We start from the raw sequence: 26,162 nt of genomic DNA, 5'->3' as shown, positions 1-26,162 counted from the left end.
ACGATGCAGGACACCCCCATGCTGCGTGGCCTGAACGCACTGCGCGATGCTTGGCTGGATGCAAGCGCCGACAGCAGCCGGCGGCTGCTGGTCTGGCGCCTGCCGGCCGCCGCCAGCCGCTTGCTGGCCGCGTTCTTCGAAATGCAGCGCAACGACGCGGGTCGCGATACGCCGGATTACTTCCTGCGTATCGATACCGCCTATGAACTGGGCTTCCGCTACAGCCGCCAGGTCAAGCAGGACCTGCTGGATCGCTATCTGGCCAGCCAGGACGATCTGCGTTCGCAGCAGGTGCCGCTTGGGTGGCGGGGCCCGCATGAGGCGCAGCCGGACAGCGCGCATGGCGTAGTGCAGGTGCTGGAGAGTTTCATCGACCACCACGGTGAGCACCTGCGCCTGCTGGCGGCGGTGCTTGAGCCGGAGCGCAGCGTGCCGGGCGAGGGTTTCGAGCGCTGGGTGGACGCGGCGCTGGCCGCCGGTCCTGGTACGCGCCTGCGCCTGGTGCTGGTGGATACCGAAGAAGATCCGCGTTGGCAGTCGCTGCTGGACCGTCACGGCGCGCTGGCGCGTGTGGTCAGCGCCCCGGTCGACATGTTCGGCATCGCCCGCGACACCGCGGCGCAGTCCGGCGGCCGTGGTCCGGAAGTGCTGTACCGGCAGCTGCTGGCAGACCTGATGCTGCTGCTTGAGCGCGGCAGCCCCTCGCAGGTCGTTGCCCGCGCCGGGCGCGCGCAGGGGCTGGCGCAGCGGCATGGCTGGCAGGACCAGCAGTCGGTGGTGCAGATGATGGTGGCCGGCGCGTGGTTGAAGCATGGCGACCACGGGCAGGCGATCAACAGTTACCGGCAGGCGCGAAGCGCGGCCGAGGGCGCGCGCATGAGCGGCAACCCCGCTGCGCCGGAGCTGGTGATGCAGAGCTGGTTCGGCGAGGCCGGCTGTTGGCTGGCCGCCAAGCAGCCCGACCGCGCCGCACAGACCTACCTGCAGGCATCGGCGTCGGCGGCGAGCATCCCGCACCCGATGTTCGCACTGGAAGGCCAACGCATGGCCGGCTGGTGCCAGTTGCAGGCGGGCCAGCGCGAGGCCGCGCGCACCCAGTTGCTGGAGGCCATCCGCATCGCCAAGCCACTGGCGCCGGCCGACCGCAAGGCCACCACGCTGCCGCAGGCGCTGTGGGACCTGCTGCAGCTGCAGGATGCGCGCCGCTGCGAATCCCTGCAGCAGGTGGCCAGCGACTACCTGCAGGCCAGTACCGGCCTGCTGGAAAAGGCTGACGCACAGGGGCGTGCGTTGGGGCCGCAGCCACCACGCCCGGCACTGGATGCGATCGACGCCGAGCTGGATGCCACGCTGGAGCGTGGTTTCCACCGTGCCCAGCAGGGGCGCGAGCGCCTGATCCAGGGCGGCGATGAATTTTTCCGCAAGATCGTGGCTGTCGGTCGCGATTTCCTCGATCCGGGCTGGAATGGCCTGCCCGCCATCGAGCATCCGCTCGACCATGACATTCCGGTGTGGAGCGAGCCGCCGGCAATGCAGCCGCTGCCCGACCCCTCGGGCCTGCTGCAGCCACCCGTGGCCGCGCCCGCCGGAACGAACGTTACAGGAGTTGCTGTTGCATGAAGTCGAACAAGACCGTGGTGATGCTGGTAGCTATCGTGCTGGGCATCATCGTCGTGACCTGGATCAGCGCCGAGTACCGTGACGAAGTAAAGGCGTTCCTGCGCGCGTTGTTCCGCGCCTTGTAAAGCAACAAGGAGTGTTGCCGTGAGCATCGCCGCCAAGCATTTCGATCCGCAGCTGGGCATCGACATCCACATGTACGCGGTGCCGCCGTGCCCGCTGCCGACGCCGCACATCGGCCTGGTGCTGGATCCGTTCGACTACATCCCGTTCATCGGGTCGACCATCAAGGTCAATGGCGTGCACCGCGGCACTGCCGGTACCGGTGGCCTGGACATCCACATTCCGCTGGGCGTGTGGGGGCCGCCGCTGGCTGCGCCGATGGGACCGCAGTTCGACGGCGAAGAGATCTTCATGGGCAGCCGCACGGTGTCGGCCGATGGCGAGCCGTTCTCGCGACTGGCCATGCCGGTGCTGGACTGCAACCTGGCCGGCATGATCAACCCGTTCCGGGTGAAGAAGCCGAAGAAGCCGTTGCGCGCGATGTCGCTGCCCACCGGCCTGAACGTGGCCATTCCCACCAGCGTCACCATCGGCGGGCCGCCCACGGTGTCCTGGACCGCGCTGGCGTTCCGCGCCGCATTCGCTGGGTTGGGCAAGCTGCGCAAGAGCGCCTTCTTCCGCAAGAAGATGGATGCCTTTGCCAACTGGCGGCGTGGCAAATGGGGCCATCTGCCCTCGAGCTTCCTCAAGTGCAAGGTGCTGCGTGCCGAGCCGGTGGATATCCGCGATGGCAGCGTGGTGGTCAGCCACCAGGACTTCGACATTCCGGGGCGGCTGTCCTTCGCCTGGCAGCGCAGCTACGGCTCGCGCCGGGCAGGTGAGCCGGGCCTGTGCGGCGCCGGCTGGCAGACGCCGGCCGATATCCGCCTGGAACTGCTGGACGACGGCAGCGTGTGGCTGTCCGGCCCGGACCAGGCTGCGTTCTTCCCCGAGCTGCCACCGGCCGACGGCGAGGCCGGGGCGATCCTCGATTTCGTCGATGGCGCACGCCTGCTGCGGCGGCGCGGGCAGTGGCAGGTCCGCTTCAAGAGCGGCCTGAAGTATGTGTTCGGCGGCGAACTGCCGGCAGGCGTCAGCGCGCTGCCGAATCCGCAGTCGTGGCCGATCGAGCGCATCGAAGATGCCCACGGCAACCACTGGCGGTTCGAGCGCCGCGACGGCCATCTGGTGCGCATTGTCGAAAGTGGCGTCGGCGACCTCCAAGGGCGCTTCATCGAGGTGGAGGCACGCCACGGACGCATCGACCGGATGGCGCTGCATGACCCGGCCACCGGCCTGGTGCATCCGCTGGTGAGCTACCGCTACAGTGGCGAGGGTGATCTGTTGGCGGCTGTCGATGCGCTGGGTGCGCCGCGCACCTTCGCGTACGAACAGCATCGTCTGGTGCGGCACACCGACCGCGTCGGCCTGTCATTCCACTACGCGTTCGACCCACAGGGCAGGGTAGTGCACTCGTGGGGCGATGGCGGCCTGTACGACTACCACTTTGAGTACGACGCGCTGCTGCGCGAGACCCGGGTGACCGACTCGCTGGGCCATCTGAGTGTGGTCAAGTTCGACGAGAACCAGCTGCCGCTGTGCGAGATCGATCCGCTCGATGGCGTGACACTGTTCGAGTACGACGACTTCGGGCGGACCGTGGCGGTGACCGATCCGGAGGGGCTGCGTACGGCGTTTGCCTACGATGCGCAGGGCAACCTGGTGTGCCTGACGCGCGCTGATGGCACGTCGATACAGATGGAGTACGACCTGGACGACCATATGGTGTCGCTGCGGACGCCGGATGGTGTCGATTGGCAACAGGCGTATGACGGCCGGGGCCTGCTGGTCAGCCAGACCGATCCACTGGGTGCAACGACACGCTTCGAGTACGACGCACGGGGACAGTTGGAGTCGCAGACCAACGCGCGGCAGGCAGTCACACGCCTGCGCTATGACCGTCATGGGCTGGTGGCTGCCGTCATAGATGCGCTCGGCCATGAGAGCCGCTTCGAGCACGATCCCCTCGGCAACCTGCTGCGCCAGGTGGATCCGTTGGGACAGGCCAGCCGCTACGAGTACGACGCCAAGGGACGCCTGCTGGCCACCGCTGGCCCCGATGGCGCCGGTGTGCGCTGCGAGTACGATGCCGAAGATCAGCTGGTCCGCTACACCGATGAAGTGGGCGCGCAGACGCGGCTGCAGTACGTGGGCATCGGACAGATCGGCAAGCGCCTGCAGGCCGATGGCCACAGCGTTGAGTACCGCTATGACACCGAAGAACAGCTCATCGCGGTCGTCAACCAGCGCGGCGAGACCTACCAGCTTGTACGCGATGCGTTGGGCCGCATCGTCGAGGAAGTGGACTACTGGGGGCAATCACGGCGTTACAGCTACGATGCTGCCGGGCGGCTGACGGCGACCCTGGATCCGCTGGGCCAGCGCATCGCCTTTACCACCGACAAGCTTGGGCGCATCACCCGCAAGACGCTGCCGGATGTACGTCATCCCGGCCAGCAGGTGCAGGAGCACTTTGTCTACGACGTGCAGGGGCAGATTGTCGAGCTGCGCAATCCGGCGCGCACGGTCAAGCGCCGTTATGACCCGCTGGGCCAGCTGCTGGAAGAGCTGCAGGATGGCTTCCGTGTCGGCTATGGCTACGATGAAGTGGGAAATGAGGTCCTGCGCGAGACCTCGGCGGGTAACCGCGTGGCGTTTGGCTACGACCTGCGGGACCAGACGGTGTCGGTGGCGATCAATGACGAGTCGCCGATCTCCATTGAGCGCGACGCGCTAGGTCGCACAACGCGCGAGCAGCTGAGCCCGCATCTACAGCGCGACTTCACCTATGACAGCCGAAACCTGCTGACCTCGCAGTCGGTACTGAAGGATGCCGCGCCGCTGTTCGAAACGCGTTATGACTACGACCGCAGTGGCAACCTGACGCGGCGCAGCGACAGCGCACAGGGCGTGGACGAGTACCGCTACGACGCGATCGGGCGCCTGTTGCAGCACATCGACCCCAAGGGGAAGGTGGAGCGCTACTTCAACGACCCGGCGGGCGACCGGCTGCGCACCGAGGTGAAGCAGGTGCAGGCGCGCAAGGTGGTGGGCGGCGACGATGACGACCTGACCACCTGGACGCGCGAAGGCTCCTACCAGGGCATGCACTACGTGTTTGACCGGGCGGGCGACCTGGTTCGCAAGGGCGTGCCGCATGGGGATGCGCCGGATGACCTGACGCTGATCTGGGATGCCAACCATCGGTTGGCCGAGAGCCGCCGCAACGGGCAGTCAACGTACTACGGCTATGACCCGCTGGGACGGCGGGTGTTCAAGCGCAATCCAACGCAGACGACGTGGTTCTTCTGGGATGGAGATGCGTTGCTGGGTGAGGTGCAGCAGGCCAACGATGCCGAAGAGGCGGCGCCGGTCTGGGTGGGTAATGTGGCGAGCCTGGTGGAGGTGAGGCGTCGGCAGCGGCGGTTGGAAAAGCTGCATGAGCGGGTGCGGGAGTATGTGTACTACCCGGGGACGTTTGTGCCGTTGGCGTTGGTGGAAGCGAGGTCCGTCTCAGACCACTGTCTGATAGAGAGCCGTCAGGGTCTAGTGGGAGAGGGCGGGACGTCCAGTCCTCTTGCCGAGGTCTCGACGAATGTGCCAGCGATCGATCAATCAGAGCGGCGTCGCACTGAACAGACGATGCCCGGTTCGTCCGTGAAGCATAGAGAAGGTGTCAGCTTCGGTGGCCTTGGCGCCGGGGCTTTGGGAGTAAGGCCCAGCTCAAGTCCATGCGCGCCAAGCAGAAGTCGGTCCGTTTCTTCATCGCTTGGCCCAGAGAATCTCGGCACCCCCGGTCTGCGTGCAGTCCGAAGTGCACCGAATGATATGCATGTCCGAGACCACTCTGCTTCTGTAGCAGATGTATCTGACGGATCAGTTCGTAAGCTCGAGGACATTGCATTGCCCAGTGGTCGGATTCAGCAGCAAGACGTACCTGCGCAGGACCATACTAGCGGTCGTGTGTACTACTACCAGCTAACGCCCATTGGATGCCCATCGCAAATCCTGAGCACTGCCGGAGTCGTTGCTTGGCGAGGGCGACCGAGCGCGTGGGGAAATTCTTGTGTGGATGCGGGGGGCAGTATTGAAAACCATCTGCGACTGCAGGGGCAGTACTTTGATGGTGAAACAGGATTGAACTACAACAGGAACAGATACTACGATTCACTGGTGGGGTCTTACGTGTCCAAGGACCCGTTGGGGATCTTTCCGTCTGCGAATCTCTACGATTACGCACCAAACGTGTTGGGCTGGATTGATCCACTGGGGCTCGCTCGTCGTGGAAATCTTGCCACTCAGACCCATATGGATCAGGTGAGAGACGCATTCATTCGAGATAATCCAACCTTTGACCTTGTCGCTGGTGGGCGTGATCCAGTAACAGGCTTGGATATCCCAGAGGAGTTTATCAAGCCCATGACACCTGGCAGGAGAGGAGGGACCTATCCCGACATGACCTTTATTGATCGGACATCTGGTAGGACGGTGCGTATACAAACGGTTGATAAGGGAGGATTTTTTGGCGGAATGTCCAGGCGCGAGTTGACGAACGCTGGCAGGCTTTCAAACCAGAGAATAGGGGACGCTATACTTACGGTTGTCAAGGGTGCCGGGCTAAAGTTGGGATCGCTTGATGTCAGTAATATTGGTGCAGGCATACATTGCAGAACTTGAGTGGGGTAGATAGTGGCTGGGTCAAAATTGATTCAACAATGTGTATTTATGAGTGCCCTTGATGAGATGGATTTTGCGGATGCGTTGCTTGCGATTCATCCGTCGACTAGATTCGTAAGCATGGATGAGCAGGCAGAGACCGGCCGGCCGAGCTTCAGGAGTCGGATCGACGAGTGTAAGGGTGCGCATGTAACTATCGTGGATTCTTCAATTGTTCCCGAGGGTGAATTCCACGCGCGCTACGTCAAGCCTCATCCATCAGGCAAGGGATGGATTTATGCTCTGGTTGGATCAGGATTGATGAGTTTATTGAGGGCAAGGGCGGCGGACTTCATTCCGAATTCCCTGATCAACGGAGAGCTAAGGGCTTCAATACCTGCGGGTGACCAGCGCACCGAGAACTTCGTGGAGGTCGTATTGAATACGGCAAAGTCATCTGGAGTGAAGGTGGTCGCAGTAGATGCTGAAAGTGGCCGGCGCGGTACAAGGGCAGATCGGAAGTTCATTGCCTGGCCAGATGCCGCGCGGAGGTATGACGGTGCAGAGGGAGCCTATCTTGCCAATGGACTGCATGCGTTGTTCGTGGCAAAGGCTGCCGGGAAGAAGTAGATTTTTGGGGTTGATCCGTGAAGGCGTTCCTGGCCATTGACGCAGTCTCTAGGCACAAATCTGCCCATTCGGCTGGCCACGTCGAGCTGCCAGAGGCTTTTGTGGGTCTAGATTTTCCAGGGTCTGCTGATTGCGATGGACTTGATGATACTGACTGGTCCATGCTGAGATGTGGTCATGGTGCTTCCGCCCTGGGTCTAGTTATGCAACACATTGGCGCGCAGCAGTTCAGCACGAAGTTCGACAATGGCGGCAGTGCTTTCGAGGCGCTTCGAGTAGCGAACAGTTCTTTTGACAACTGTGGGATGTCGCTTTCAAAGCGACCTTCGAAGATGAGCTCCGTCCGCGATGTTCATGTGTCGAACTGCAAGGTGATCAACTGCGAGATCGGGCCAACGGTGCTGGAGGATGTTCAGATCGACGGGTTGGATGTGAATCCAATCCTCCTCCTTTGGTCCTGTTTCTTCAGAAGGGTCTCCCTTGTGGGAAAGATTGGAAAGATCAAAATCAATCTTGAACCCTTTGCGTTCTGCACTGATGCTGGCGTTCTCGCTGCATTCGCAGAGCAGCGTGCGGCATTCTATGAAGCTACGAACTGGGCGCTGGATATCAGTCGGGCAAGATTTGTCGATTTCGCATGCAAGGGCGTGCCTCTCAATCTGATCAGGAGAGATACCCAGACCCAGGTCATCATCCGGAAGCGGGACTTCGGTGGGATGGACATGTTGGGATCACAATTCGCGGATGCATTCCCTGAGACGCGTACGAGGCTGAGCATCTTCAGTGACTCGGATGCCGAAGAAGTGTTGCTGGTGGTGCCATTGGCTGCTGCCAAGAAGCGCCGGGAAGACTGGGCCGGCGGCATTGCGGAGTTGAGGCGCTTGGGCGTTGTTTCAGAGTAGTCAGGTTAATAGTTATCCGCTGCGTTCGCCTCATCGGGGTGTGAAGAATTCTGAGTGAAGGTCAGCGCATCCTCCCAATTTCACGAGGCAGACGTTTTGTCATTTTCGGCCTTTCCATCTTATTCGCGATGAATCAAGGTGTGCGTGCAGTTATGTGGCGTTCGTTGAACGTCGGCAGTGAGGTGTATTCATGTTTGATGATCTGAAAGCGTTGGTAGCGCAGCATCCTCGAGTCAAGATGCTTCTTGGTCGTCAGGTTGATATCGATCGAATTCGTGATGCTGAGAAAGAGCTGGGTGTCCCTCTGCCCGAATCGTATAAGGAATGGCTTCTTGAGTTGGGGAATCTTAGAGTTGGCGCCTTTGCCGTCCTGACACTTGCACCGAGGGATGTTAGTGAAATTTCGGAAAGTGATCTGGTCTATAACTTCAGACTGGACGCTCGGGATGGTGAGTTGCCGGTCGGATACATCTCACTCTACCTCCCGGATACGGATGAGTCTTTCTATTTTGATGCGAGTAGTGGCCTGATATGTGGCGAGTATCCGATTGTTAGGCGTGATTGGTCTGATGGCAAGTACGAGCCGTTTGCTGAGGATTTTCTAGGTTTCATTGAGAAGATTGTCCGGCAGGCTTGAGGTTGAAAGCTGAGTGCACCGGGGCTTGCTGCTCAGCCGAAGAGCAGAGGGCGCGTGCACGCAAGGGCGCCGCTCCGACGTTCGATATGCGCTACGAGTACGATCGAAGTCAGGCATCTGGAGGACATATGTAAGTGACCCTGAGTTGCAGGATAGGTGGTCCGGAGATGGGCGTGAAGTTCCTTCCCGGAATCGTCCAGGCCCGTGCTTGGCTGAAATCTGCCCTTGAGATGTATCCGTCGACGGCTTGGACGTGATCGATGTCGAGCTGTGGATCAGTGGTAGTGTGACCGACCACTGTGCGGCAGGCGTTTCATCGACGACCAAGTTCTCTGCCAGAAAGAGAAGTGTGTCTATCGCCATCTGCATTGCAGTTGAAGAGGCCTCGCGCATCGATGATGATTCCGTCGCATCTTCAATTGAACGCTGGCTGGTTCGTGGCTTTGAAAGTGCGGCGCTGCCTCGAAGTGCTGGCAACATCAGTTTGTCGGGCGCTGTTGATGCCTTGAGTCGCGCTTCACTTGATTGGCCCGGGAGGTCAGGTGAGCCCTGATTGGAACTCTGCTTTCGAGCGCCTTGGCACGATGATCGCTGGCTCATCACGCGTGAGGGTTTTTCCTGGTCGTGCTGCTCCTCCAGATCTGGTGGAGGATGCGGAGAGGGAGCTTGGCTTGCCTTTGCCGGCTTGCTATAGATCCTGGCTTGCTGCGTATGGGAACCTTTTTATCGGTCCAGATCCGGTGTTTGGCCTTGCAGAGCCCGAGCACCGGGATGTGGCGGATGATGATCTGATCTACAACGCTCGCTTGGTTGAGGAGAGTGGATTTCCTTCCTCGGGGATGATCCCTGTTTATGTTCCGGACGCCGATGAGGCCTTCTACTTCGATACGCGCAGTGGGCTCAAAGGTGGGGAGTATCCAGTTCTCAGGTACGACTACAACACCGGTGCATTCGAGACGTTTTCGAGTTCCTTTGCTGGGTTCCTCGTGGAGGTTGTTCGTCGGGCTGGATAGCAGGGCGTCGCGTTCGCGCCGCTTGTGAAGACGGCCTATCCACCAGTGTCGCGATGCAGAAACCTGAGGAATGGGGGCTCTGCGGATGTACAGTGATGGCGTCCGCGGCGAGAAGTTCCGGGTCATCGAAGGCGAAGAACATGAAGCGCAGCGTTGTTCTGATGGATGCAAGACACCGAGCAGCATTTCCGACGCCAGATGCTGAGCTGGTGTTCTTCAATGCCCCCTTCAATTACAACGAGCTTGCCAGAATTCAGCAGGCCCACCTCTGGTCCCCGCCCGGTGACAAGCTTGAGGCGTTGCCAGAGATACTCAGGGAAATGCGAGGTCTCAAATCGCTCAGCATAGGGCCTGGATCCATTGCGCCATCGATCATGGATGGGCTTGAGGACGGGCTCCTGCCTGAGGGAATCGAGGCGCTGAGCATCCATCTTGGCGCGGGAACTCTGGTGTGGCCGAGTGTCGTACTGCCCAATCTCAGGACGCTGTACGTTGACGTGCCTGTGCGCTTCGATGCATCGAGCTTCCCGATGTTGAGGGTTCTCTCCATTTATCCCGACAGGTCATTGAAGAATCTAAGGCAGGCTCTGGCCTTGCCTCTAGATGAGTTGAACCTGCTGAACGTGCCGGTAGCTGATGAGATCTTCGATGCCCTCTCTTCATCGGCTGGTGGCCTTGAGCGCCTGGGGCTTCTAGGAGGGACGAAGTTGAAGAGCCTCGACGGACTCGAGAAGCTTGCCCATTTGGAGGCAGTGCGGCTTAAAAATCTGAGTTCGCTGGCAGACATTCGCGCATTGTCCAGGCTCGGGCATCTCAAGATGCTCGATATCCAGTACTGCAAGAGGATAGCGAATGTCGACATAATCAATGATCTTGCCGCGCTTCGTGAGTTGAAGATTGTGGGATGTGGGAAGCTGGGTCTGGACAAAGTAGGCGCGAAAATCAACTCGCTTCAGAGCACGACGGTTGGGGCTACAACCTGACCCGGGTGGGCGCCGAGGATAGGCGCCGTAGTTGCATTCAATGAGGCGTAGCCGGAAGCTTTCTTTTCAGTTGGGCGGGGTGGCATGATAAAGGTCAGTCAAATAGATTCAGCTGTTGAGATTGCGAAACTTTCATCCATCGATGTCGCCGGTTTCGCTGTCGGTCGCTCGTCCTCCGCGAATGCACTGGATGTGGACCAGTGTGGAGGTCTTTGTAGCGGGCTTGATTGTGCGTATGCCGTCTATCCAATTGGTGGCTTTGATGACATCGGCTTTTGCAGGGAGTTGCTTGAAGAATTGAAGCCCCGATATCTGGAGTTCACCGTTGTGGACCCAGAGAAGATCGAGCTCAGCGCGGCGCAGTTGCGCGCACTGTCCGCGCTGGATGTTGGCAAGATTGCCAACGGGCTTTTCCTGCTGAGGGATGACCTCTCGCTGCTCGACAGAATTTCGCATATGGACGCGCTTGTGCACGCGGGCGTTGAACTCTTCCAGATCGAGGTGGAGTCGCTGGTTGATCCAGAGGCCAGAATTGCCCGTAGATCCCATGCACGCATTGCACAGTTTCTCTCTCGGTACCCTGCACTGATTGGAGATTCATTAGCGCTGGGCGTTGGTCTGCCCGACGTCAATCAGGTTGGCTATAATTTGACTCTGGCGAATAAAAGTGCGCGCCCATACGATCTATCGCAGCAGCACTATTCGTTGTCATCAGCGATAAGGATCGTCAAAGGATTGCGTGCGGCGCCTGTACGGAGGGCTTGATATCCCTTGTCCAGAAGCGAGCTTTGCGTAGTTGTGCGGAGGTCTGTCTGGTCTGGGGCGGTCAGTGGAAATGCGATGTGGGACTACTTCGGATCTGGGTCATCAGTGACGGAGTACAAGGCGAGCCGGGAGATCAATTCTTGATCGCGGTCATGAGGGCTCAAGTAAGTCGATTCCCTGCTGATGCAAGTCTTGAGTATGCTGATTGGAGTTAACTCATGGATGATATGGAAGTTCTGTATTCGATGGCCGGGCCATCCAGGGATGGAGCGCGAGCCCTGATTGGGAAGAAGTACTTCAATGAAAATTTTGATCGGCTGCTTTTTGGGCCGGGAGATCCGTTCTCGGGTGGTGTCCTGATCAAGGATTGCGGGTTTTCTTCGTGTTCAACAGCCAGCACATTCGCAGTATCTCAGGGTGTTCATATGTCGTCCGTCGCTTTCAGCGAGATCAGGGCGCCTGATGCAATGATGGTGTCCTCTGCGGCGATTCTAGAGAATGTCGTGGTTCGAGGTGGGAAGGGTGCGGCTGCGCTCTGGTGTTCGCCCCCTTTTGAGGGTGATGTGACTGAGGATGTTCTGGGCTGGTCGAAAGCCGGGATGGCTGGCGTCGATTTAGCCATCGACTTCTCCGAGCTTCATGCTCCAGATAGTGAGGTTGTGGGAATCCCTCTGTCGAAGTTGAAGTGGAATCCGCAGATTCATATTCCAGTGCTTACATCGTGGGCGGAATCCGAGTGTTGGGCTGAGTTGGATCTCCCCAAGAAGAGTTTCTGGAGAATTCTGGTTTCCAGGCTTCGCAACGTGGGCTGTTCGGAGGGGATATTCACAATCCCCTTTCCTGGAGATAGGGATTACGATTTGAAGATGGCCGAGCTGGCGCGCATTGAGGGTGCTGGTCTTCTCAAGCGATGAATCGCGTCACTTTGCCTGCATCGGGCGGTGGCATGGGCGACTCGCGCTACGACGAGGTGCGCGGGCCATATGGTTGGCGCTGACGATTTCGATCTGGTCATATGGATGCGCAAGGGTGCCTGCCAGGCTTCGCGCGAGGTGCTTCATGTGAGATGTTCTCACGGCGCTTCTTCCAAAGATTCGGACAGGAAAAATGATCTACGCACGGTATGGATTGATATGAGGATTCTGCATTCGAATTTCATGAGCTTCCTTGTGGGAAAGGGCTGGAGTTTCGTTGGGAGGGGTGATGATCGTGGATCGCTCGAAATTCTCGATGGGTTGGTGAATTCCAACGTCCTGGCGTCCTATGTGGAGTTTCTCTTGAGCTTCAGGTCACTCGCGAATGAGAGTGAATCAAGGTGGTTTGTTTCAATTGAGGAGTTCACCGGCGTGTCGGATAGTGCGTTCTCCTGGAATGAGTTTGAGACGATGAGCCTCGACGCTGCAACGGATGATGGTGGTAGCGGAGATATTCGAAGATTCTGGGCGGAGCACCTGCCAATACTGATGGTGGTCGATGGTGACTATCAGTTCGTCGGGCTAGGAAGAACTTCTGGGGTGGTTGTGCATGGCATTGAACCTGAGTTCGAGAGTGTTACTACGCTCGCCGATACATTCGATGAGTTTCTCGATGCATCGATGAGGGGGCAGTATGACGGGCTGTTCTTTGGGCGCTAGTGGTCGGGTGTGCGCCCGCAACGTCCACACGCGCACGAAGGCTGCTGCGACATTCGATTTGTACGGTCCGGCGCGCAGAGTGAGGCCCAGTCATCGTCCTCGACAGCGATGGCCTATGATACAAATGGGGTGATTGGAGATTTTGCAATGGGTGACGTCGAACGTCAGTACGCGCTGGCTGGTCCGTGTGAGAATGGCTTGCGATCGCTCGTCGGAGTGAGCTACTCGAAGAGGCGCTTCGAGAGATTGCTGTTCGGGCCTTGCAGTCCATTCACCGGAGGTGTGGAGGTTGAAAACTGCAAGTTCATCTCGTGCTCGACTGACAGCACCTTTTCAGTAGCACATGGTGTGCGTATGCGCCATGTTCTCTTTGACGATGTCCGTGCGCCAGATGCAATGCTCGTCTCTTCTGCAACGGTTCTCCAGGATGTAATTATCCGAGGCGGTAAAAAGGCAGCGGCCCTGTGGTGCAAGCCGCCAAGTCATGGTGATGTGAGCGATGCTCTTCTCGAATGGTCGAAGGCTGAGATGGCAAATGTGAAGCTGGCGATTGATTTTTCGGAGCTTTCCGCGCGCGATAGTGAGGTTGTAGGTATTCCGCTTTCCAAGCTCAGGTGGAATCCGGAAATTCATATTCCCGTATCCCTGTCCTGGAGGGAGTCTGCTCATTGGGATGAATTGGAATTGTCGCCCCGAAGCTTCTGGAGAATCAACTTGCTGAGGCTTCAGGATTTCAATTGCCCGGAAGGTGTTTTTACGGTCCCGTTTCCTGGGGATAGGAACTTCGATTTAAAGATGGATGAGTTGGCGCGCATTGAGGATGCGGGTATTCTCAAGCGATGATTTGCTTCGCTTTGCAGGCATTGCGCGCAAGGTTGGATGGGGTGCTTCCAAATGATTCTGTGTATGTTTTTGTTCTTTGGGCGTGAATCTGCGAGCGACCAGTTGAGAGCTTGCACCCGCCGGGCCGACGCACCACCGTCGGTGCCAACAAACTTGGGCGCATCACGCTCCAGGCGCTGCCGGATGTCCAGCACCCCGGCAACAGGAGCGGGAGCACTTCGTCCCAGCGGATATGATCAATGAAGGCCAAAGAGGCGCGTGCAAGATGGCAAGCAGGGCAGTTGCAGCTGATAGAAGGCCGTCTTTGTGATGCGACCAGGTCGATGAAGATGGCGGCAATGCCCGGATCTCCATTCGGGCATGGTGATGAAGGCCTTGAGGACTACCGGGGTATCACGCTCGCCACGCCTGTTCGGTATCTGGGTATTGAAAGGGTTGATCTGTCTGATGCCATTTTCAAGGACGGCGCCAGCGTTAACGAGTCCGAAGCAACGGAGTGCAGGTTTGATCGAATAGACATGCGCAATGTTTTCGTGAGAAGAAAATTCCTTTCATGCAGCTTTGTTGGGGCCAGGCTCAATGGCGCGCGGCTGGGTGGTGAGTTCACTGGCTGTGACTTCTCGAACGCCAATCTCTCCAGATCATTTGCTACGGACTGCAGGTTCGTTGACTGCACGTTTCTTGAGGCGAATTTGTCAAACGTCCATTTCATAAGCTGTGTATTTGAGCGGTTTGACTTCACTGGCGTCAAGGTGCTGTCTGGATCTGTAGCGAAGAGTAAATTCTCTGGTTGTAACATCCATGATCAGTTCTTGGCGTGCGTTACAGAGGGGGTTGTTATTGCATGATCTGATCTGGGGGTTCATGCTCTCAGGTATCGCAAGGTGTTGGACGCTACACTAGTAGGATGCGCGCTGAGCGGCCGAATCTGAGTGAGTGAGCCAAGGTGCGATCGATTTATCGGATGCGGGTGCAAACAGGCAGGAAGTAGATCGAGCATGGACCTTGTCGGAAAGCGCGTGCAGAGGGTGATTTATCCAAGTGCATCTGTATTCTCATATGATCCTCGATGGGAAGAGATCCGCCTGGGAGCTGTCCCTGCGCTCTACTATATGTGCACCAGTTCAAGCTTCTTTGTCGATCAGAATCCAGGAGGAGATCGCGCCCTGGCTCCTGTCGAAGATGTAATGGTCGACCAGTTGGTTGGAGCACTGAAAGTGACGTCGGTCGTCAAGGACAGGTCTGTCGACTATCTCGTATCTGCAATGAGTGTCTTCGACCATCTGATGCTCGGACTTGTCTCCGCGTTGTCGCAGAAGTCGGGCCTGAGAGCAGGCGCTGCTGATGACAAGATTGATGTGGCCTGCGAGAACGGTCTGATAAGAACGTGCTACATCACCCGCGTGTTCGAAGGGGTTGCTCCCAGGTCGCTGCGCATTGTTCGTAAAGACGAAGCGCTTCATGTCGTCATCCCGAGCCCTCGATACCAAGCCCGGGTCACCTCCCTGGCAATGAATGGAAGCGAGCTTCGCATCGATTGTGATGACGGAGTCACCGTGGGAAGGATGCTCTCCCTGCCTCAGCCCATCTTGGCGTTCTTCACTGAAGTGGTCGACGAATTGCGGGAAGCTGCGGGTAGATGATGACTGCCCATCTGACTGATGATCGAATCGAGAGCTTTCTCCGACGCATGGTTCATCCATCTATCGGACAGCGCTATCCTGCCTGTGAGGTCTGGATGTGACTGGAAATTCCTACCCTCGCATTTACGATGCGGGTTCTCTGGAGGTAAGTGCCAAAGTACTGAGCGGCTTTGGTCTTGATCCTTTGTCCAGCGAGCTGATGTTGCGCCTCGGGTTGCCTTCAAGGCTGCCGGGCGAAGTGCCCCTTGTGCAGTTCGAGGCGCCGCAGAGCCTTGAATTCGATGGGGAGGAGCTTCTCGTCGTCGCGCGCGAGCCATGGGGAGGGCAGCTTCTACTCTGCCTGTCACCAGGCGGGAAGGTGATTGCGGCGGGTGATGGAATGCATCAGTTCGTCAATAGTCGCTTGTCCAGCTTCCTCGGGTTTCTGTCGTTGTATGAGGCATTTCAGGAGCAGGCCAGGTCAGGTAATTCCGGTCCCGTTGTCTACTCCCAGTCAGAGATGCAGGCCAGGCTTGAGGCTTTCAGGCGAGGTGAGTTCCAGGCGCGTCCAACAGAGCAACGGTTCAATCGTGATGTTGCAATCAGCACGATGGCGGCGGAATGGACCACGCTTGACCCTGCTGCACTCGTGGAAGGCGCGTGGTGGTCTGTTGTGCTGGAGCAGCTGGAAGACGGCCAGATCTGATGTTGCGCGACGCAGGGGGGCGTCGCATGGCGCTGCAAGGATGACTGGACGGGAGGCGATTCTGAATCAGGTCAAGGCAGGCGGCGGTCCTGGAACGGGACATGCGCGCCCGCTGCCTCCCCAGCAACCCCATTCCCCCCACCCAGGCGTTGAACCATCCATCCTCCCGCTGGAGCCGTCCAATGCCCCTCGTCCTCCGCCGCGCCCTCTGCGTGCTGGCCCTGTTGCTCGGCACCCTGGCCGGGTCTGCCTACGCACAGTCTCGCCCGGCCGTTCGGCCGCTTGCTCCAGCCCCCCTGCTGCAGGTTGCGGGTGCCGAACAGGCCATTGAGCTGCGCCAGGCCAGCATCGAGGGTGAGGTCCACGCCGGCATCGCCCAGACCCGCATTACCCTGCAGTTCCACAATCCGAACCGGCGCGCGATGGAAGGCGAGCTGCAGTTCCCGTTGGCCGACGGCCAGCAGATCAGCGGCTTTGCATTGGACATCAATGGCGAGCTGCGCGATGCGGTGCCCGTACCCAAGGATCGTGGCCGCCAGGTCTTCGAGGAAATCGCCCGTCGCGGTGTTGACCCGGGTCTGCTGGAGCAGACGGCCGGCAACCAGTTCCGCCTGCGCATCTATCCGCTGCCGGCGGGTGGCAGTCGTCGCGTGCAGCTCGTGCTGCGTGAGCCGCTGGCCTTCTCCAACCAAGGCTGGCGGTGGACGCTGCCGTTGCAGTTCGCGGCAAGCGCCGCCTCGGTTGAGCTGAATCTGCAGGCGCCGGGTGAGGTCACTGCAGGAACCGCCCCGTTCCGCATCGACGCGGGCCGGTTGCAGTGGCGGGGCAAGGGGGCACAGTTGCCGGCGCAGCTTCAATGGAACCTGCCCGCAGCACGCCGGGCAGACGTGCAGGTGGCGAAGTGGGAGGAGGGCCACTACCTGCTGGCGCAGTTGCCGGTGCCGGTGAGCCGCGCGCCGCGCACCGTGCCAGGCGAGGTTGGCCTGCTGTGGGACGGTTCGGGATCGTCCGGACAGCGCGACCGCACCCGCGAGTTCGCATTGCTGGATCGGTACTTCGCTGCAATGGGCAGTGGCACGGTCGCGCTGACCGTGCTGCGCGACCGCGCCGAGCCGGTGCGTCGCTTCCGTATCCAGGGTGGCAACTGGAGTGCGCTGCGCGCGGCACTGCAGGCGGTTCGCCCGGATGGCGCCAGTGCGCTGGCCGGATGGCAGCCGCAGCCGACCGTAAAGGAATATCTGCTGCTCAGCGACGGCCTGCTGACCTACGGGCCGGAGACGCTGCCGGCTCTGGCTGCGGGCCAGCGCCTGTTCGCAATCAGCAGCGCTGGCGCCCGCACCGACAGCACCCGCCTGCGGGGTTGGAGCGAGGCGCATGGTGGGCGTTTCGTGCCCGTGGGTACGGACGTGGATGCCGCCGCCCGCGAACTGCTGTCCGCACCGCTGGACATCCAGATCGACGCCGGGCGTGGTGTGCAGGATGTGGTGATCGATCGCCGCAGTGAAGCGCAGGGCTGGCTGTGGGTGCATGCGCGCCTCGCCGCCGACGGCGTGCCGATGCGCGTGCGGGTTGCCGGTGGTGAGTGGCAGGCGCTGCCGCCCACCCGCCGCAGTGATGAAGGTGATCTGCTGGCCGGGCTGTGGGCGCAGGCGCGCCTGCAGCAGTTGGCGGTGGACGCGCGCAGCAACCGCGAGGCGATGCACCGTCTGTCCCAGCAGTTCGGGATGGTCGGGCCGGACACGTCGCTGATCGTTCTGGAGACGCTGCAGGACTATCTGCGCTATGCGATCCGCCCCGCCGGCGCGCTGCGCGCCGACTATGACCGTGGATATGCCCGCCAGGTCGCCGATCGTGCGGCCGAGGATCGCCGCCGCCTCGACAAGGTTGCCGCGCAGTGGAAGGAGCGCCAGCAGTGGTGGAACCGCAGCTGGCCGAAGCAGGCGCCGCCGTCTGCAGCCAAGGAGATCCTGACCAACGATGCAGCGGCCAGTGCGCCGATGGGGCTGCTTGCCGCGCCAGCACCCGCGGCACCGCCGCCGCCCGCGCCGATGATGGCTGCCGAGTCGCGGATGGAGGCCGCGCGTGCGCGCCGGCAGGCCCCGTCGTCAGAGGCCGCATCACTGGATGCGACCGGTGCGAGTGCATCGGCTGCCGAGGCTGCACCGTCGCCCGCCAACGGCGGCCAGCTCGGCATCCAGTTGGCAGCGTGGCAGCCGGACTCGCCGGTGGCCCGCCGCCTGCGGCAGGGACCGCCCGCCCAGCTGTACGACCGCTACCTGGCCGAGCGCGGCGCGCATGCCGACAGTAGCGCGTTCTTCCTGGACGTGGCAGACCTGCTGCTGCAGCAGAACCAGCGTGAGCTGGCCCTGCGGGTGCTTTCGAACCTGGCCGAGATGGACCTGGACAACCGCCATCTGCTGCGCGTACTCGGCTACCGCTTGCTGCAGGCTGACGCGCCGGCACTGGCCGTGCCGGTCTTCGAGCAGGTGCTGGCGATGGGGCAGGATGAGCCGCAGAGCTTCCGTGATCTGGGCCTCGCGCTGGCGGCGGCCGGCAAGCCGCAGCAGGCGCTGGGGCCGCTGTACCAGGTGGTGGTGCGGCCGTGGGACAGCCGCTTCGATGGCATCGCGCTGATCGCGCTGGATGAGCTGACCAACCTGGTTGCACGCAATACGCCCAGGCTCGATACCCGCAACATTGACCCGCGCCTGCTGCAGGCGATGCCGCTGGACCTGCGCGTGGTGCTGGCCTGGGATGCCGACAACAGTGACATGGACCTGTGGGTGACCGACCCCAACGGCGAGCGCGCCTACTACGGCAACCGCCTGACCTACCAGGGCGGGCAGATGTCGCAGGACTTCACCGGCGGCTATGGTCCCGAGCAGTTCTCGCTGCGCGATGCCAAGCCGGGCAAGTACAAGGTGGAGGCCAACTACTTCGGCAGCCGCCAGCAGCTGGTGACCGGCGCCACCACCCTGATGCTGCGCCTGACCACCCACTGGGGTACGCCGCAGCAGAAAGACCAGGCAGTCACCCTGCGGCTGAAGGACCGTGCCGAGACCGTGCTGGTGGGCGAGTTCGAGGTGCGGTAGCGCCACGCCACGCGTGGCTGTCGCACGGGGTAGGAACGGTCGATCCGCGCAGGGCGTGGATCTACCGGGTGCCGTCCGGCATCGCGGGTGCGTGCGGAACCGGCGCGGGATAGCGGCGGAGGACCTGGACCTGCTCGACCGGGCACTCCGGGTATATCCAATGCGCCCATTGCGCGACGAGCCATTCGGTACGCACGCCGCGCAGGTGCGGATGCGCGGATTCCGGCGGGAGCAGGACCAGGATGAGTCCGGCTTTCTGTCCCGTGCTGACCATCAGCCCATGGGGTCGTGCCTCATCAGGGTTGTCGAACAGGATGAGGTCGACCATCGCCTCATAAGGCCAGACCGCTGGAAAGCGGAAGACGGTTCCATGGCTCAGTACATCGTCGGTGAGCTGGATCAGGGGGCGAGGGGACGCGGTCATCGTGATGCTCCGGGCTGCGGCTGCCGCGGAATCCACCGTGCCAGCGCAACGCCGCCACCGAGGATCAGCAGCGTGCCGACGGTATGCCACAGAAACTCGGTGATCGGTGCATCCGGCAACGGAATCCTCTGCGCGAGCCACTCGATGATGGGCCGCGCCAGCAGGTAGACCAGCACAACGCCCAGCACGCGCAGCACCCGTTGCACGATGCCGCGCGGATCGGCTGGCCAGCCGCGCCACTGCAGCCACGCCACCAGCAGGCCAAGCGCCAGCAGGCGCGCGGCTTCGTCCAGCGGCACGAGCGGTGTCCACAGCGAGGCCCAGGCCAGGGTTGCGCCGAGGCCCAGCAGTACCGGCAGCTGCCAGCGCCGATTCCCGTGCAACCCTGGCATCAACTGCCAGGCCAGCACGGCCACGCCGAGGCCGATCAACCAGCCGGCCAGTACGTCGGCCAGGAAGTGCCGGCCCAGGTACATGCGCGAGAGTGCCATCAGCAGTGGCCAGCCCAGCGCCAGTGTCCATCGCAGCCAGCGACGGCGGATGCCGAAGGCCAGCAGCAGGCCCACGCAGGCGGCCGTCGCCACGCCGACATGGCCGCTGTTGAAGCCGTAGTCGGCGTCGGGCTGTGCCCGCAGCATTGCGGTGGCCTGCGCGTCCGGCAGTGCCCAGAAGGTGTGGCCTCCGCCATCCACCACGAATGGATGCGATGGCTCGCCCTTGTCGAGTACTGCTGCATCCACATCGGTAGGGCGGGGAAGGGCGGCGCTCTGCTTGATCGCATGCGTGGCGCAGGCCATCAGCAGTACCGCCAGCATCACGCACAGGCCGGCGCGCAGGCGTGCCCCGAAGGCGCACACCAGGATCAGCGCGGTATAGGCCATCTCGTAGCCCAGCAGGCTGATGAACTGCATCAGCGACAGCACCCAGGTGCTGTCGAAGGTGTGCTGCAACCACAGGTGCCATTGCGTCTGGAACATCCGTTGTCCTCATCGTCCGTGGGTAGTCAGGCCAGGTAGAGCCGAGCCGATGCTCGGCTCACGGCCAGAGCAGCCGAGTGTGGACTCGGCACCACAGCGGCGCAACGCGGGGTACCGGCAGCGCTGGCGATTTATGTAGAGCCGAGCCGATGCTCGGCTCATGGCCAGAGCAGCCGAGTGTGGACTCGGCACTACACCGGCGCAACGCGTGCCATGGGCAGCGCTGACGATCCGGCACGCAGGCCGAACAGGGGGCGCAGCCAGCGTACGCGGCGGATCAGCAGCTCGTGGATGAGCAGGCAACCGCTGACGGTGCCGGCCACAAGCAGCGCAGGTTCCAGCCACGGACCCAGCTGCAGCGGCCGCAACGCATACAGGAGTACGATCAGCACGGTCTGGTGCAGGATGTACCAGATGAAAACAGCCTCCCGGCAGTAGTCCAGGCCGGGCCAGGGGCGGGACAGCAGCACCCGCGCCCAGCCGAACAGGGCCAGCAGCATGCACCACGTATACAGGGCGCGGCCGATGCGCTCGGTCTGGGCCCACGGCAGTGCCAGCACCCAGGTGTCGAGGTCGCCCACATGCGGCAGCCGGGCCAGTGCACGGATGCCCAGTTCCAGGCACAGCCCCAGCAAGGCCAGGCCGAGGGTCAGGCGGCGCCCGCGCACCAGCAGATGCCAGCCGCGTTGCCAGCGTGCCGCGAGGAAGCCGCCGAGGAACAGGGGCAGCGATTCGGCGTGCACGTAGACGTCGTTCAATAGAGCGTGGGTGGGCGGCCAGCGTGGCATCAGCACCATCAGCGCCCAGCCCAGCCAGGCGACCGGCAGCACCAGCAGCAGGCTGCCCAGCAGGCGGTCACTCGGCTGCCAGCGTGGCAGCGCCTCGCGCAGCGGTCTCAGCAGGCTGGCCAGCGCCACGGCCAGGACGGTGTAGGGCAGCAGGTAGGCCAGGTACCAGAGGTGGTTCCAGGTGAAGCCGTATTCGGCGCCAGTGAAGTGCGCGCCCGGCCAGGGCCGGAACTGCCAGTAGCGCCAGAGGAACCGGGCCAGCCCCGGCGCCACGTCGCCCTTGTCCAGCGCTTCGCAGTACGCCTGCAGGGAGACGACGGCGACGATGCCGAACAGCAGGGGCAACTGCAGGCGCCAACAGCGACGCAGGGTGTGGCGCAGCCGCCCCCGGTCGGGCAGGGAGAGGCCCAGTGCGATGCCGCTGATGGCGAAGAGCAGGGGCATGCGCCATCGGTTCATCGCGATCATCGGCCATTGCAGCCACTCGGCGGTGTAGGCGCTCTTGAGATGGAAATCCCAGCCGGCCACGTAGGCCATGGCGACGTGGTAGAGGATCAGCAGCCCGAAGGCGGCGACGCGCAGGGTGTCCAGGTCATGGCGACGGTGCATGGGGGGCGGCCTTCAGGAGGAAGCTGCACCCTCCGCCTGCCAGCGCCGGGCTGCCAGCGGATGGGGCGCAGTGGCGGGCACGCAGGGGCCAGTGGTGGGGATGCTGGGACCAATGGCGGATGCGCCCGCGGCCGGATGGGCAACAATGGCGGCATGGAAAATGGAGATCCGGCGGCCTCGACCGCCCCTGTTGCAGCGCGGCCGCAGCGGTCGCGGCTTGTCGCCGCGTTCTGGTCACTGCTGTTCCTAGGCACCGCGGCGGGCAACGTGCTGGCGCAGTGGATGCGGGCGTTGCGTGACGGCCAGCCCTTTCCGGCGGCGGCGACCTCGATTGAGGAGTTCAGCAGTGCGCTGGCCAGCCTGGGCCTGCTGGCGTTGCTGCATGCGGCCGCGCGCCGCTGGCCGCTGCATGCCGACACCTGGCGGCGCCGGATCGGTTTCTATGTGATGGGCGGCATCGCCTGGTGGCTGCTGCACGTCAGTGCCATGGTGCTGCTGCGCAAGGTGGCCTTCGCCCTGGTCGGCCAGCACTACACCTACGGCGCCTGGCCGGCGCAGTGGTTCTACGAGTTCTTCAAGGACGTGCAGACTTACAGCCTGCTGGTGATTGCGGTGCACGCGGTGGCCTGGTTCGGCCGCCAGCGGCAGGGCGAGGCCCACCTGCTGGCCCCGCCCGATGAAGGCCCGCCGGTGGAGCCGGTCGAGCGTCCGCAGCATTTCCTGGTGCGCAAGCTGGGCAAGGAGTTCCTGGTGGCCACCGGCGATGTGGAATACGCCCAGGCGGCCGGGAACTACGTGAACCTGCGGGTGCGCGGTCACGACTACCCGTTGCGGATCACCATGGCGGCGCTGGAGCAGCGCCTGGACCCGGCGGAGTTCCTGCGCCCGCACCGCAGCTGGTTGATCCACCGGGGCCAGCTGCGCTCGATCGAGCCGCTGGACGGCGGGGAAGCCCTGCTGCACATGGCTGATGGCGTCAAAGTGCCATGCAGCAGGCGACAGTTGCCGTTGCTGCGGCAGGCCTTGGCGGGGGGCTGAGCGGGCGGACCGGTCGGCCCGCCCGCGCAGGGGCATTACTTCTTGTCTTTCTTGATCATCGCGTCGATACGCGCGGCACGGGCTTCCGAGCCCGGGTGCGAGGACATCAGGCCGCCGTCGCTGGACAGCTTGCGGAACATGCTGGCCAAGGCCGCCGGATCGTAGCTGTGGCGCTTCATGAACTGGTAGCCGTACTCATCGGCCGCGCTCTCTTCCTTCTGCGAGAACTGCGCGTTGATGAAGCCTTCGGCCAGTTCACCGAGCTGGCCCTGGCTGAGCTGGGTCAGGTTGCCGTTGCCGGAGGCCGCCAGGCCTTCACGGCCGGCCGAGGCGAGCAGGGCAGTGCGCATCTTGGTCTTGCTGTGACCGAGCTTCACATGGCCAATTTCGTGGCCGATCACGCCACGCACTTCGTCGTCGCTGGCCATGTCCATCAGGCCGGTGTACACGCGCACGCAGCCGTTGGCCATCGCCCAGGCGTTGACGTCGGCGGTGCGGTAGACCTTGAAGTTGAGGTTCAGCCCGTCTTCGTTGGCCAGGCCCTGGGTGATCTTGGCCAGGCGCTGGGCATACGGATCGTTGCCGGACACCACCTGGTTTTCCTTGTCCATGTAGGTGCAGGCCTGGTCGGCGGCCGCCGAGACTTCCGCGTCGGACAGGGTCAGGGCCTTGCCGGCCTTCAGGCCGGTGCTGGACAGGCCCTTCAGGTCGATGGCCGAGGCATTGGCGGCCAGCAGGCAGGCGGCCAGGCACAGGGTGGAACGGATGATCGTCATTGAAATGGTGCTCCTTGGTTGGGATGGCCCGCGTGGCCCCTGTTCCCGCGGTGGTGGGGAAGTCTACCGGGATCGTGTGGCGGGATGTCCAGTGCTGGCCCCAGCCCCCGGCCTGCCTCGCCGGAGGCCCGGCGCCTGCGGTATCATTGGCAGTCATCTATTTAGTGCATAACCGCCGACATGATCGAATTGAATCCTGTCCGCCAGCGCATCACCGATCTGACCGATCGTGTGGTGTCGCTCAGGGGGTATCTTTGACTACGACGCCAAGAAAGAGCGTCTTGAAGAAGTAACGCGGGAGCTGGAAAGCCCCGACGTCTGGAACAACGCCGAATACGCCCAGAACCTGGGCCGTGAACGCTCCAGCCTGGAAAAGACCGTGGGCGGCATCGCCTCGGTGCTGGACGGCCTGACCGACGCGACCGAACTGCTGGAACTGGCTGAATCCGAACAGGACGAAGATACCGCCCTGGCCGTGGTTGCCGATCTGGACAAGCACCAGGCCCACGTGGAGAAGCTGGAGTTCCAGCGCATGTTCTCCGGCGAAATGGACAATGCGGCGGCCTTCGTCGACATCCAGGCCGGTGCCGGTGGCACCGAAGCCCAGGATTGGGCGGAAATCCTGCTGCGCATGTACCTGCGCTGGTGCGAGTCGCGCGGCTGGAAGACCGAGCTGATGGAAGTGTCGGGTGGCGACGTCGCCGGCATCAAGTCCGCCACGCTGCGCGTGGAAGGTGATTACGCCTATGGCTGGCTGAAGACCGAGACCGGCGTGCACCGCCTGGTGCGCAAGTCGCCGTTCGACTCGGACAACCGCCGCCATACCAGCTTCACCTCGGTGTTCGTGTCGCCGGAAATCGATGACAACATCGATATCACCATCAACCCGGCCGACCTGCGTACCGACGTGTACCGCTCGTCCGGTGCCGGTGGCCAGCACGTGAACAAGACCGAGTCGGCGGTGCGTATCACCCACATCCCGACCAACATCGTCGTGGCCTGCCAGACCGGCCGCAGCCAGCACCAGAACCGCGACAACGCGATGAAGATGCTGGCCGCCAAGCTGTACGAGCTGGAGATCCAGAAGCGCAACGCCGAAAAGGACGCCGTGGAAGCGACCAAGTCCGACATCGGCTGGGGCAGCCAGATCCGCAACTACGTGCTCGACCAGAGCCGTATCAAGGATCTGCGCACCGGCATCGAGCGTTCGGATACGCAGAAGGTGCTCGACGGCGATCTGGACGAGTTCGTCGAGGCCAGCCTGAAGGCCGGCCTGGCGGTGGGTTCCAAGCGCATTGATGCCTGATCCACGCGCCTGCGTGGAGGTCACCGCCTTCCGCAACGGAGGGCGGCTGAATCGGCTTTCTGTAGAGCCAAGCCATGCTTGGCTGCTTTTCGCGGGCTAGCAGATAACCAGTGCGGCGGTAGCGATGATGCGCAGCGAGAGTGAACGCAAGGAACTTGGCGGCTTCCTGAAAGCCTGCCGTGCCCGTGTCGATCCCGCCACGCTCGGCCTGCCGGCCGGGCGCCGGCGCACCCCCGGGCTGAAGCGCGAGGAAGTGGCGCTGGCCATCGGGGTCAGCGTCAGCTGGTACACCTGGATCGAGCAGGGCCGCGAAGTGCGCGCCTCGCCGGAGGTGCTGGAGCGCCTGGCCAAGGTGCTGCGCCTGAGTGATGACGAACGCGCCTATGCCTTTGCGCTGTCCGGTTACGGTGTCCCGCTGGAGTCGCCGGACGAGAGCGTGACCGACGGCCTGCGCCAGCTGGTGGAGGCGATGCAGCCGCTTCCGGCCTATGTACGCAACACGCGGTTCGACATCCTGGCCTGGAACGCGGCCATCGCCGATCTGTTCGTGGATTACAGCCAGTTCCCGCCGAACCAGCGCAACACGCTGTGGCTGATGTTCCTGTATGCCCCCTACCGCGAGCGCATCCTCAACTGGGAAGAGATGAGCCGCGGCCTGCTGGCCGGGTTCCGCGCGGCCATGGCGCAGGCGCCGGACAAGGCGCCGTTCCTGGCGCTGGCCGAGGACATCTCGGCGCAGAGCGAGACGTTCCGCCTGTGGTGGCCGGAGCACGACGTCCGTCGTTTTGACGAGGGCGCGAAGAAGCTGATGCATCCCACACGCGGCCTGCTGGATCTGCAGTACGTGGCGCTGGTGCCGGAGAGCCGGCATGACCTTTCGCTGGTGACCTACCTGCCGCGGAAGTAGGTGGGTGTTCGGCAGGGCTTGCAGCCCTGCACCTGCAGAAGCCGAAGCCGAAGCAAGATCAAGAGCGGCATTCCGTGGGATGGCGGGGCGGTGTGGGCTTGCAGGACACGCCGTAAACCCGTCCATGGGGGC

General features: G+C 62.2%; 24 protein-coding genes. 20 read left to right on the top strand and 4 right to left on the bottom strand.

Features of this window, described 5'->3' with window-relative positions; all coding sequences use genetic code 11:
* The first annotated feature begins 3 nt into the window (after nucleotides 1-3).
* The 17 genes from IAE41_RS13865 (at nucleotide 4) to IAE41_RS13790 (ending at nucleotide 19,205) form a co-directional block, all read left to right on the top strand.
* A complete protein-coding gene (locus IAE41_RS13865) occupies nucleotides 4-1,620 on the top strand; it encodes a hypothetical protein (protein WP_200733512.1) in 1,617 nt (538 codons plus the stop codon).
* Nucleotides 1,617-1,745 carry a hypothetical protein gene (locus tag IAE41_RS22665; RefSeq protein WP_006441023.1) on the top strand — a complete coding sequence of 43 codons (129 nt, stop codon included), beginning with the start codon at nucleotides 1,617-1,619 and terminating at the stop codon, nucleotides 1,743-1,745. The genes IAE41_RS13865 and IAE41_RS22665 overlap by 4 nt, the downstream gene beginning before the upstream one ends.
* A 19-nt stretch (nucleotides 1,746-1,764) precedes the next feature.
* Nucleotides 1,765-6,399 (top strand): RHS repeat-associated core domain-containing protein, encoded by a 4,635-nt coding sequence (locus IAE41_RS13860; RefSeq protein WP_325167003.1) that lies wholly within the window; start codon nucleotides 1,765-1,767, stop codon nucleotides 6,397-6,399.
* A gap of 48 nt (nucleotides 6,400-6,447) precedes the next feature.
* Complete coding sequence (locus tag IAE41_RS13855) at nucleotides 6,448-7,008, top strand: hypothetical protein (RefSeq protein WP_200733511.1); 561 nt, start codon at nucleotides 6,448-6,450, stop codon at nucleotides 7,006-7,008.
* A 17-nt stretch (nucleotides 7,009-7,025) separates the two neighbouring features.
* Nucleotides 7,026-7,910: a hypothetical protein gene (locus IAE41_RS13850; protein ID WP_200733510.1), complete on the top strand. Its 885-nt coding sequence runs from the start codon at nucleotides 7,026-7,028 to the stop codon at nucleotides 7,908-7,910.
* Nucleotides 7,911-8,100: 190 nt separating this feature from the next.
* Nucleotides 8,101-8,547 carry an SMI1/KNR4 family protein gene (locus IAE41_RS13845; protein WP_200733509.1) on the top strand — a complete coding sequence of 149 codons (447 nt, stop codon included), beginning with the start codon at nucleotides 8,101-8,103 and terminating at the stop codon, nucleotides 8,545-8,547.
* 253 nt (nucleotides 8,548-8,800) lie between these two features.
* Nucleotides 8,801-9,100: a hypothetical protein gene (locus IAE41_RS13840; protein WP_200733508.1), complete on the top strand. Its 300-nt coding sequence runs from the start codon at nucleotides 8,801-8,803 to the stop codon at nucleotides 9,098-9,100.
* A complete protein-coding gene (locus IAE41_RS13835; RefSeq protein WP_200733507.1) occupies nucleotides 9,090-9,560 on the top strand; it encodes an SMI1/KNR4 family protein in 471 nt (156 codons plus the stop codon). Before IAE41_RS13840 ends, IAE41_RS13835 begins: the two co-directional genes overlap by 11 nt.
* A gap of 140 nt (nucleotides 9,561-9,700) precedes the next feature.
* Nucleotides 9,701-10,543 (top strand): hypothetical protein, encoded by an 843-nt coding sequence (locus IAE41_RS13830; protein WP_200733506.1) that lies wholly within the window; start codon nucleotides 9,701-9,703, stop codon nucleotides 10,541-10,543.
* Nucleotides 10,544-10,627: 84 nt separating this feature from the next.
* Nucleotides 10,628-11,308 (top strand): hypothetical protein, encoded by a 681-nt coding sequence (locus IAE41_RS13825; protein WP_200733505.1) that lies wholly within the window; start codon nucleotides 10,628-10,630, stop codon nucleotides 11,306-11,308.
* Between the two features lie 218 nt (nucleotides 11,309-11,526).
* Complete coding sequence (locus IAE41_RS13820) at nucleotides 11,527-12,222, top strand: hypothetical protein (protein ID WP_200733504.1); 696 nt, start codon at nucleotides 11,527-11,529, stop codon at nucleotides 12,220-12,222.
* A gap of 69 nt (nucleotides 12,223-12,291) precedes the next feature.
* The gene (locus tag IAE41_RS13815) at nucleotides 12,292-12,942 is read left to right on the top strand and encodes an SMI1/KNR4 family protein (RefSeq protein WP_200733503.1); all 651 of its coding nucleotides are present in this window, start codon (nucleotides 12,292-12,294) and stop codon (nucleotides 12,940-12,942) included.
* Nucleotides 12,943-13,089: 147 nt separating this feature from the next.
* Nucleotides 13,090-13,785 carry a hypothetical protein gene (locus IAE41_RS13810; RefSeq protein WP_200733502.1) on the top strand — a complete coding sequence of 232 codons (696 nt, stop codon included), beginning with the start codon at nucleotides 13,090-13,092 and terminating at the stop codon, nucleotides 13,783-13,785.
* Nucleotides 13,786-14,024: 239 nt separating this feature from the next.
* Entirely contained in the window at nucleotides 14,025-14,633 is a 609-nt protein-coding gene (locus tag IAE41_RS13805; protein WP_200733501.1) for a pentapeptide repeat-containing protein, read from the top strand.
* A gap of 150 nt (nucleotides 14,634-14,783) precedes the next feature.
* The gene (locus tag IAE41_RS13800; RefSeq protein ID WP_200733500.1) at nucleotides 14,784-15,428 is read left to right on the top strand and encodes a hypothetical protein; all 645 of its coding nucleotides are present in this window, start codon (nucleotides 14,784-14,786) and stop codon (nucleotides 15,426-15,428) included.
* A gap of 97 nt (nucleotides 15,429-15,525) precedes the next feature.
* Entirely contained in the window at nucleotides 15,526-16,113 is a 588-nt protein-coding gene (locus IAE41_RS13795; protein ID WP_200733499.1) for an SUKH-4 family immunity protein, read from the top strand.
* Nucleotides 16,114-16,295: 182 nt separating this feature from the next.
* The gene (locus IAE41_RS13790; RefSeq protein WP_200733498.1) at nucleotides 16,296-19,205 is read left to right on the top strand and encodes a VIT domain-containing protein; all 2,910 of its coding nucleotides are present in this window, start codon (nucleotides 16,296-16,298) and stop codon (nucleotides 19,203-19,205) included.
* Between the two features lie 61 nt (nucleotides 19,206-19,266).
* Here IAE41_RS13790 and imm45 read toward each other — a convergent pair whose 3' ends face one another.
* From imm45 to IAE41_RS13775, 3 genes are all read right to left on the bottom strand, one after another.
* Nucleotides 19,267-19,629 (bottom strand): Imm45 family immunity protein, encoded by a 363-nt coding sequence (gene imm45 / locus IAE41_RS13785; RefSeq protein WP_200733497.1) that lies wholly within the window; start codon nucleotides 19,627-19,629, stop codon nucleotides 19,267-19,269.
* Entirely contained in the window at nucleotides 19,626-20,606 is a 981-nt protein-coding gene (locus tag IAE41_RS13780; RefSeq protein ID WP_200733496.1) for a phosphatase PAP2 family protein, read from the bottom strand. The genes imm45 and IAE41_RS13780 overlap by 4 nt, the downstream gene beginning before the upstream one ends.
* Nucleotides 20,607-20,797: 191 nt before the next feature.
* The gene (locus IAE41_RS13775) at nucleotides 20,798-22,003 is read right to left on the bottom strand and encodes an acyltransferase family protein (RefSeq protein ID WP_200733495.1); all 1,206 of its coding nucleotides are present in this window, start codon (nucleotides 22,001-22,003) and stop codon (nucleotides 20,798-20,800) included.
* Nucleotides 22,004-22,138: 135 nt separating this feature from the next.
* Between IAE41_RS13775 and IAE41_RS13770 the strand changes: the two genes are divergently transcribed.
* On the top strand, nucleotides 22,139-23,041 hold the full coding sequence (locus tag IAE41_RS13770) for a LytTR family DNA-binding domain-containing protein (protein ID WP_200733494.1): 903 nt from the start codon (nucleotides 22,139-22,141) through the stop codon (nucleotides 23,039-23,041).
* A gap of 35 nt (nucleotides 23,042-23,076) precedes the next feature.
* Here IAE41_RS13770 and IAE41_RS13765 read toward each other — a convergent pair whose 3' ends face one another.
* Entirely contained in the window at nucleotides 23,077-23,817 is a 741-nt protein-coding gene (locus tag IAE41_RS13765; RefSeq protein WP_200733493.1) for a M48 family metallopeptidase, read from the bottom strand.
* Nucleotides 23,818-23,997: 180 nt separating this feature from the next.
* Here IAE41_RS13765 and prfB point away from each other — a divergent pair.
* Together prfB and IAE41_RS13755 are read left to right on the top strand one after the other, a co-directional pair.
* Nucleotides 23,998-25,123, top strand: a protein-coding gene (gene prfB / locus IAE41_RS13760; protein WP_108746618.1) for a peptide chain release factor 2 whose coding sequence is annotated in 2 segments (ribosomal slippage) — nucleotides 23,998-24,072 and nucleotides 24,074-25,123 — 1,125 coding nt in all. Because the reading frame shifts where the segments join, the coding sequence is not laid out codon by codon here.
* 124 nt (nucleotides 25,124-25,247) lie between these two features.
* The gene (locus tag IAE41_RS13755) at nucleotides 25,248-26,030 is read left to right on the top strand and encodes a helix-turn-helix transcriptional regulator (RefSeq protein WP_079221759.1); all 783 of its coding nucleotides are present in this window, start codon (nucleotides 25,248-25,250) and stop codon (nucleotides 26,028-26,030) included.
* Nucleotides 26,031-26,162 lie beyond the last annotated feature (132 nt).

The organism is Stenotrophomonas sp. S39 (genome assembly GCF_016624665.1).
Classification (GTDB): Bacteria; Pseudomonadota; Gammaproteobacteria; order Xanthomonadales; family Xanthomonadaceae; genus Stenotrophomonas.
Note: the sequence above shows the minus strand (reverse complement) of the source record. Positions and strands in the feature narration are given on the sequence as shown.

What these genes read in the sequence shown, in the direction of transcription:
- IAE41_RS13865 (WP_200733512.1), top strand. Translation starts at nt 4, where the DNA reads ATGCAGGACACCCCCATGCTGCGTGGCCTGAACGCACTGCGCGATGCT.
- IAE41_RS22665 (WP_006441023.1), top strand. Translation starts at nt 1,617, where the DNA reads ATGAAGTCGAACAAGACCGTGGTGATGCTGGTAGCTATCGTGCTGGGC.
- IAE41_RS13855 (WP_200733511.1), top strand. Translation starts at nt 6,448, where the DNA reads ATGAGTGCCCTTGATGAGATGGATTTTGCGGATGCGTTGCTTGCGATT.
- IAE41_RS13845 (WP_200733509.1), top strand. Translation starts at nt 8,101, where the DNA reads ATGTTTGATGATCTGAAAGCGTTGGTAGCGCAGCATCCTCGAGTCAAG.
- IAE41_RS13830 (WP_200733506.1), top strand. Translation starts at nt 9,701, where the DNA reads ATGAAGCGCAGCGTTGTTCTGATGGATGCAAGACACCGAGCAGCATTT.
- IAE41_RS13825 (WP_200733505.1), top strand. Translation starts at nt 10,628, where the DNA reads ATGATAAAGGTCAGTCAAATAGATTCAGCTGTTGAGATTGCGAAACTT.
- IAE41_RS13820 (WP_200733504.1), top strand. Translation starts at nt 11,527, where the DNA reads ATGGATGATATGGAAGTTCTGTATTCGATGGCCGGGCCATCCAGGGAT.
- IAE41_RS13815 (WP_200733503.1), top strand. Translation starts at nt 12,292, where the DNA reads ATGGTTGGCGCTGACGATTTCGATCTGGTCATATGGATGCGCAAGGGT.
- IAE41_RS13810 (WP_200733502.1), top strand. Translation starts at nt 13,090, where the DNA reads ATGGGTGACGTCGAACGTCAGTACGCGCTGGCTGGTCCGTGTGAGAAT.
- IAE41_RS13805 (WP_200733501.1), top strand. Translation starts at nt 14,025, where the DNA reads ATGAAGGCCAAAGAGGCGCGTGCAAGATGGCAAGCAGGGCAGTTGCAG.
- IAE41_RS13800 (WP_200733500.1), top strand. Translation starts at nt 14,784, where the DNA reads ATGGACCTTGTCGGAAAGCGCGTGCAGAGGGTGATTTATCCAAGTGCA.
- IAE41_RS13790 (WP_200733498.1), top strand. Translation starts at nt 16,296, where the DNA reads ATGCCCCTCGTCCTCCGCCGCGCCCTCTGCGTGCTGGCCCTGTTGCTC.
- imm45 (WP_200733497.1), bottom strand. Translation starts at nt 19,629, where the DNA reads ATGACCGCGTCCCCTCGCCCCCTGATCCAGCTCACCGACGATGTACTG.
- IAE41_RS13780 (WP_200733496.1), bottom strand. Translation starts at nt 20,606, where the DNA reads ATGTTCCAGACGCAATGGCACCTGTGGTTGCAGCACACCTTCGACAGC.
- IAE41_RS13775 (WP_200733495.1), bottom strand. Translation starts at nt 22,003, where the DNA reads ATGCACCGTCGCCATGACCTGGACACCCTGCGCGTCGCCGCCTTCGGG.
- IAE41_RS13770 (WP_200733494.1), top strand. Translation starts at nt 22,139, where the DNA reads ATGGGCAACAATGGCGGCATGGAAAATGGAGATCCGGCGGCCTCGACC.
- IAE41_RS13765 (WP_200733493.1), bottom strand. Translation starts at nt 23,817, where the DNA reads ATGACGATCATCCGTTCCACCCTGTGCCTGGCCGCCTGCCTGCTGGCC.
- IAE41_RS13755 (WP_079221759.1), top strand. Translation starts at nt 25,248, where the DNA reads ATGATGCGCAGCGAGAGTGAACGCAAGGAACTTGGCGGCTTCCTGAAA.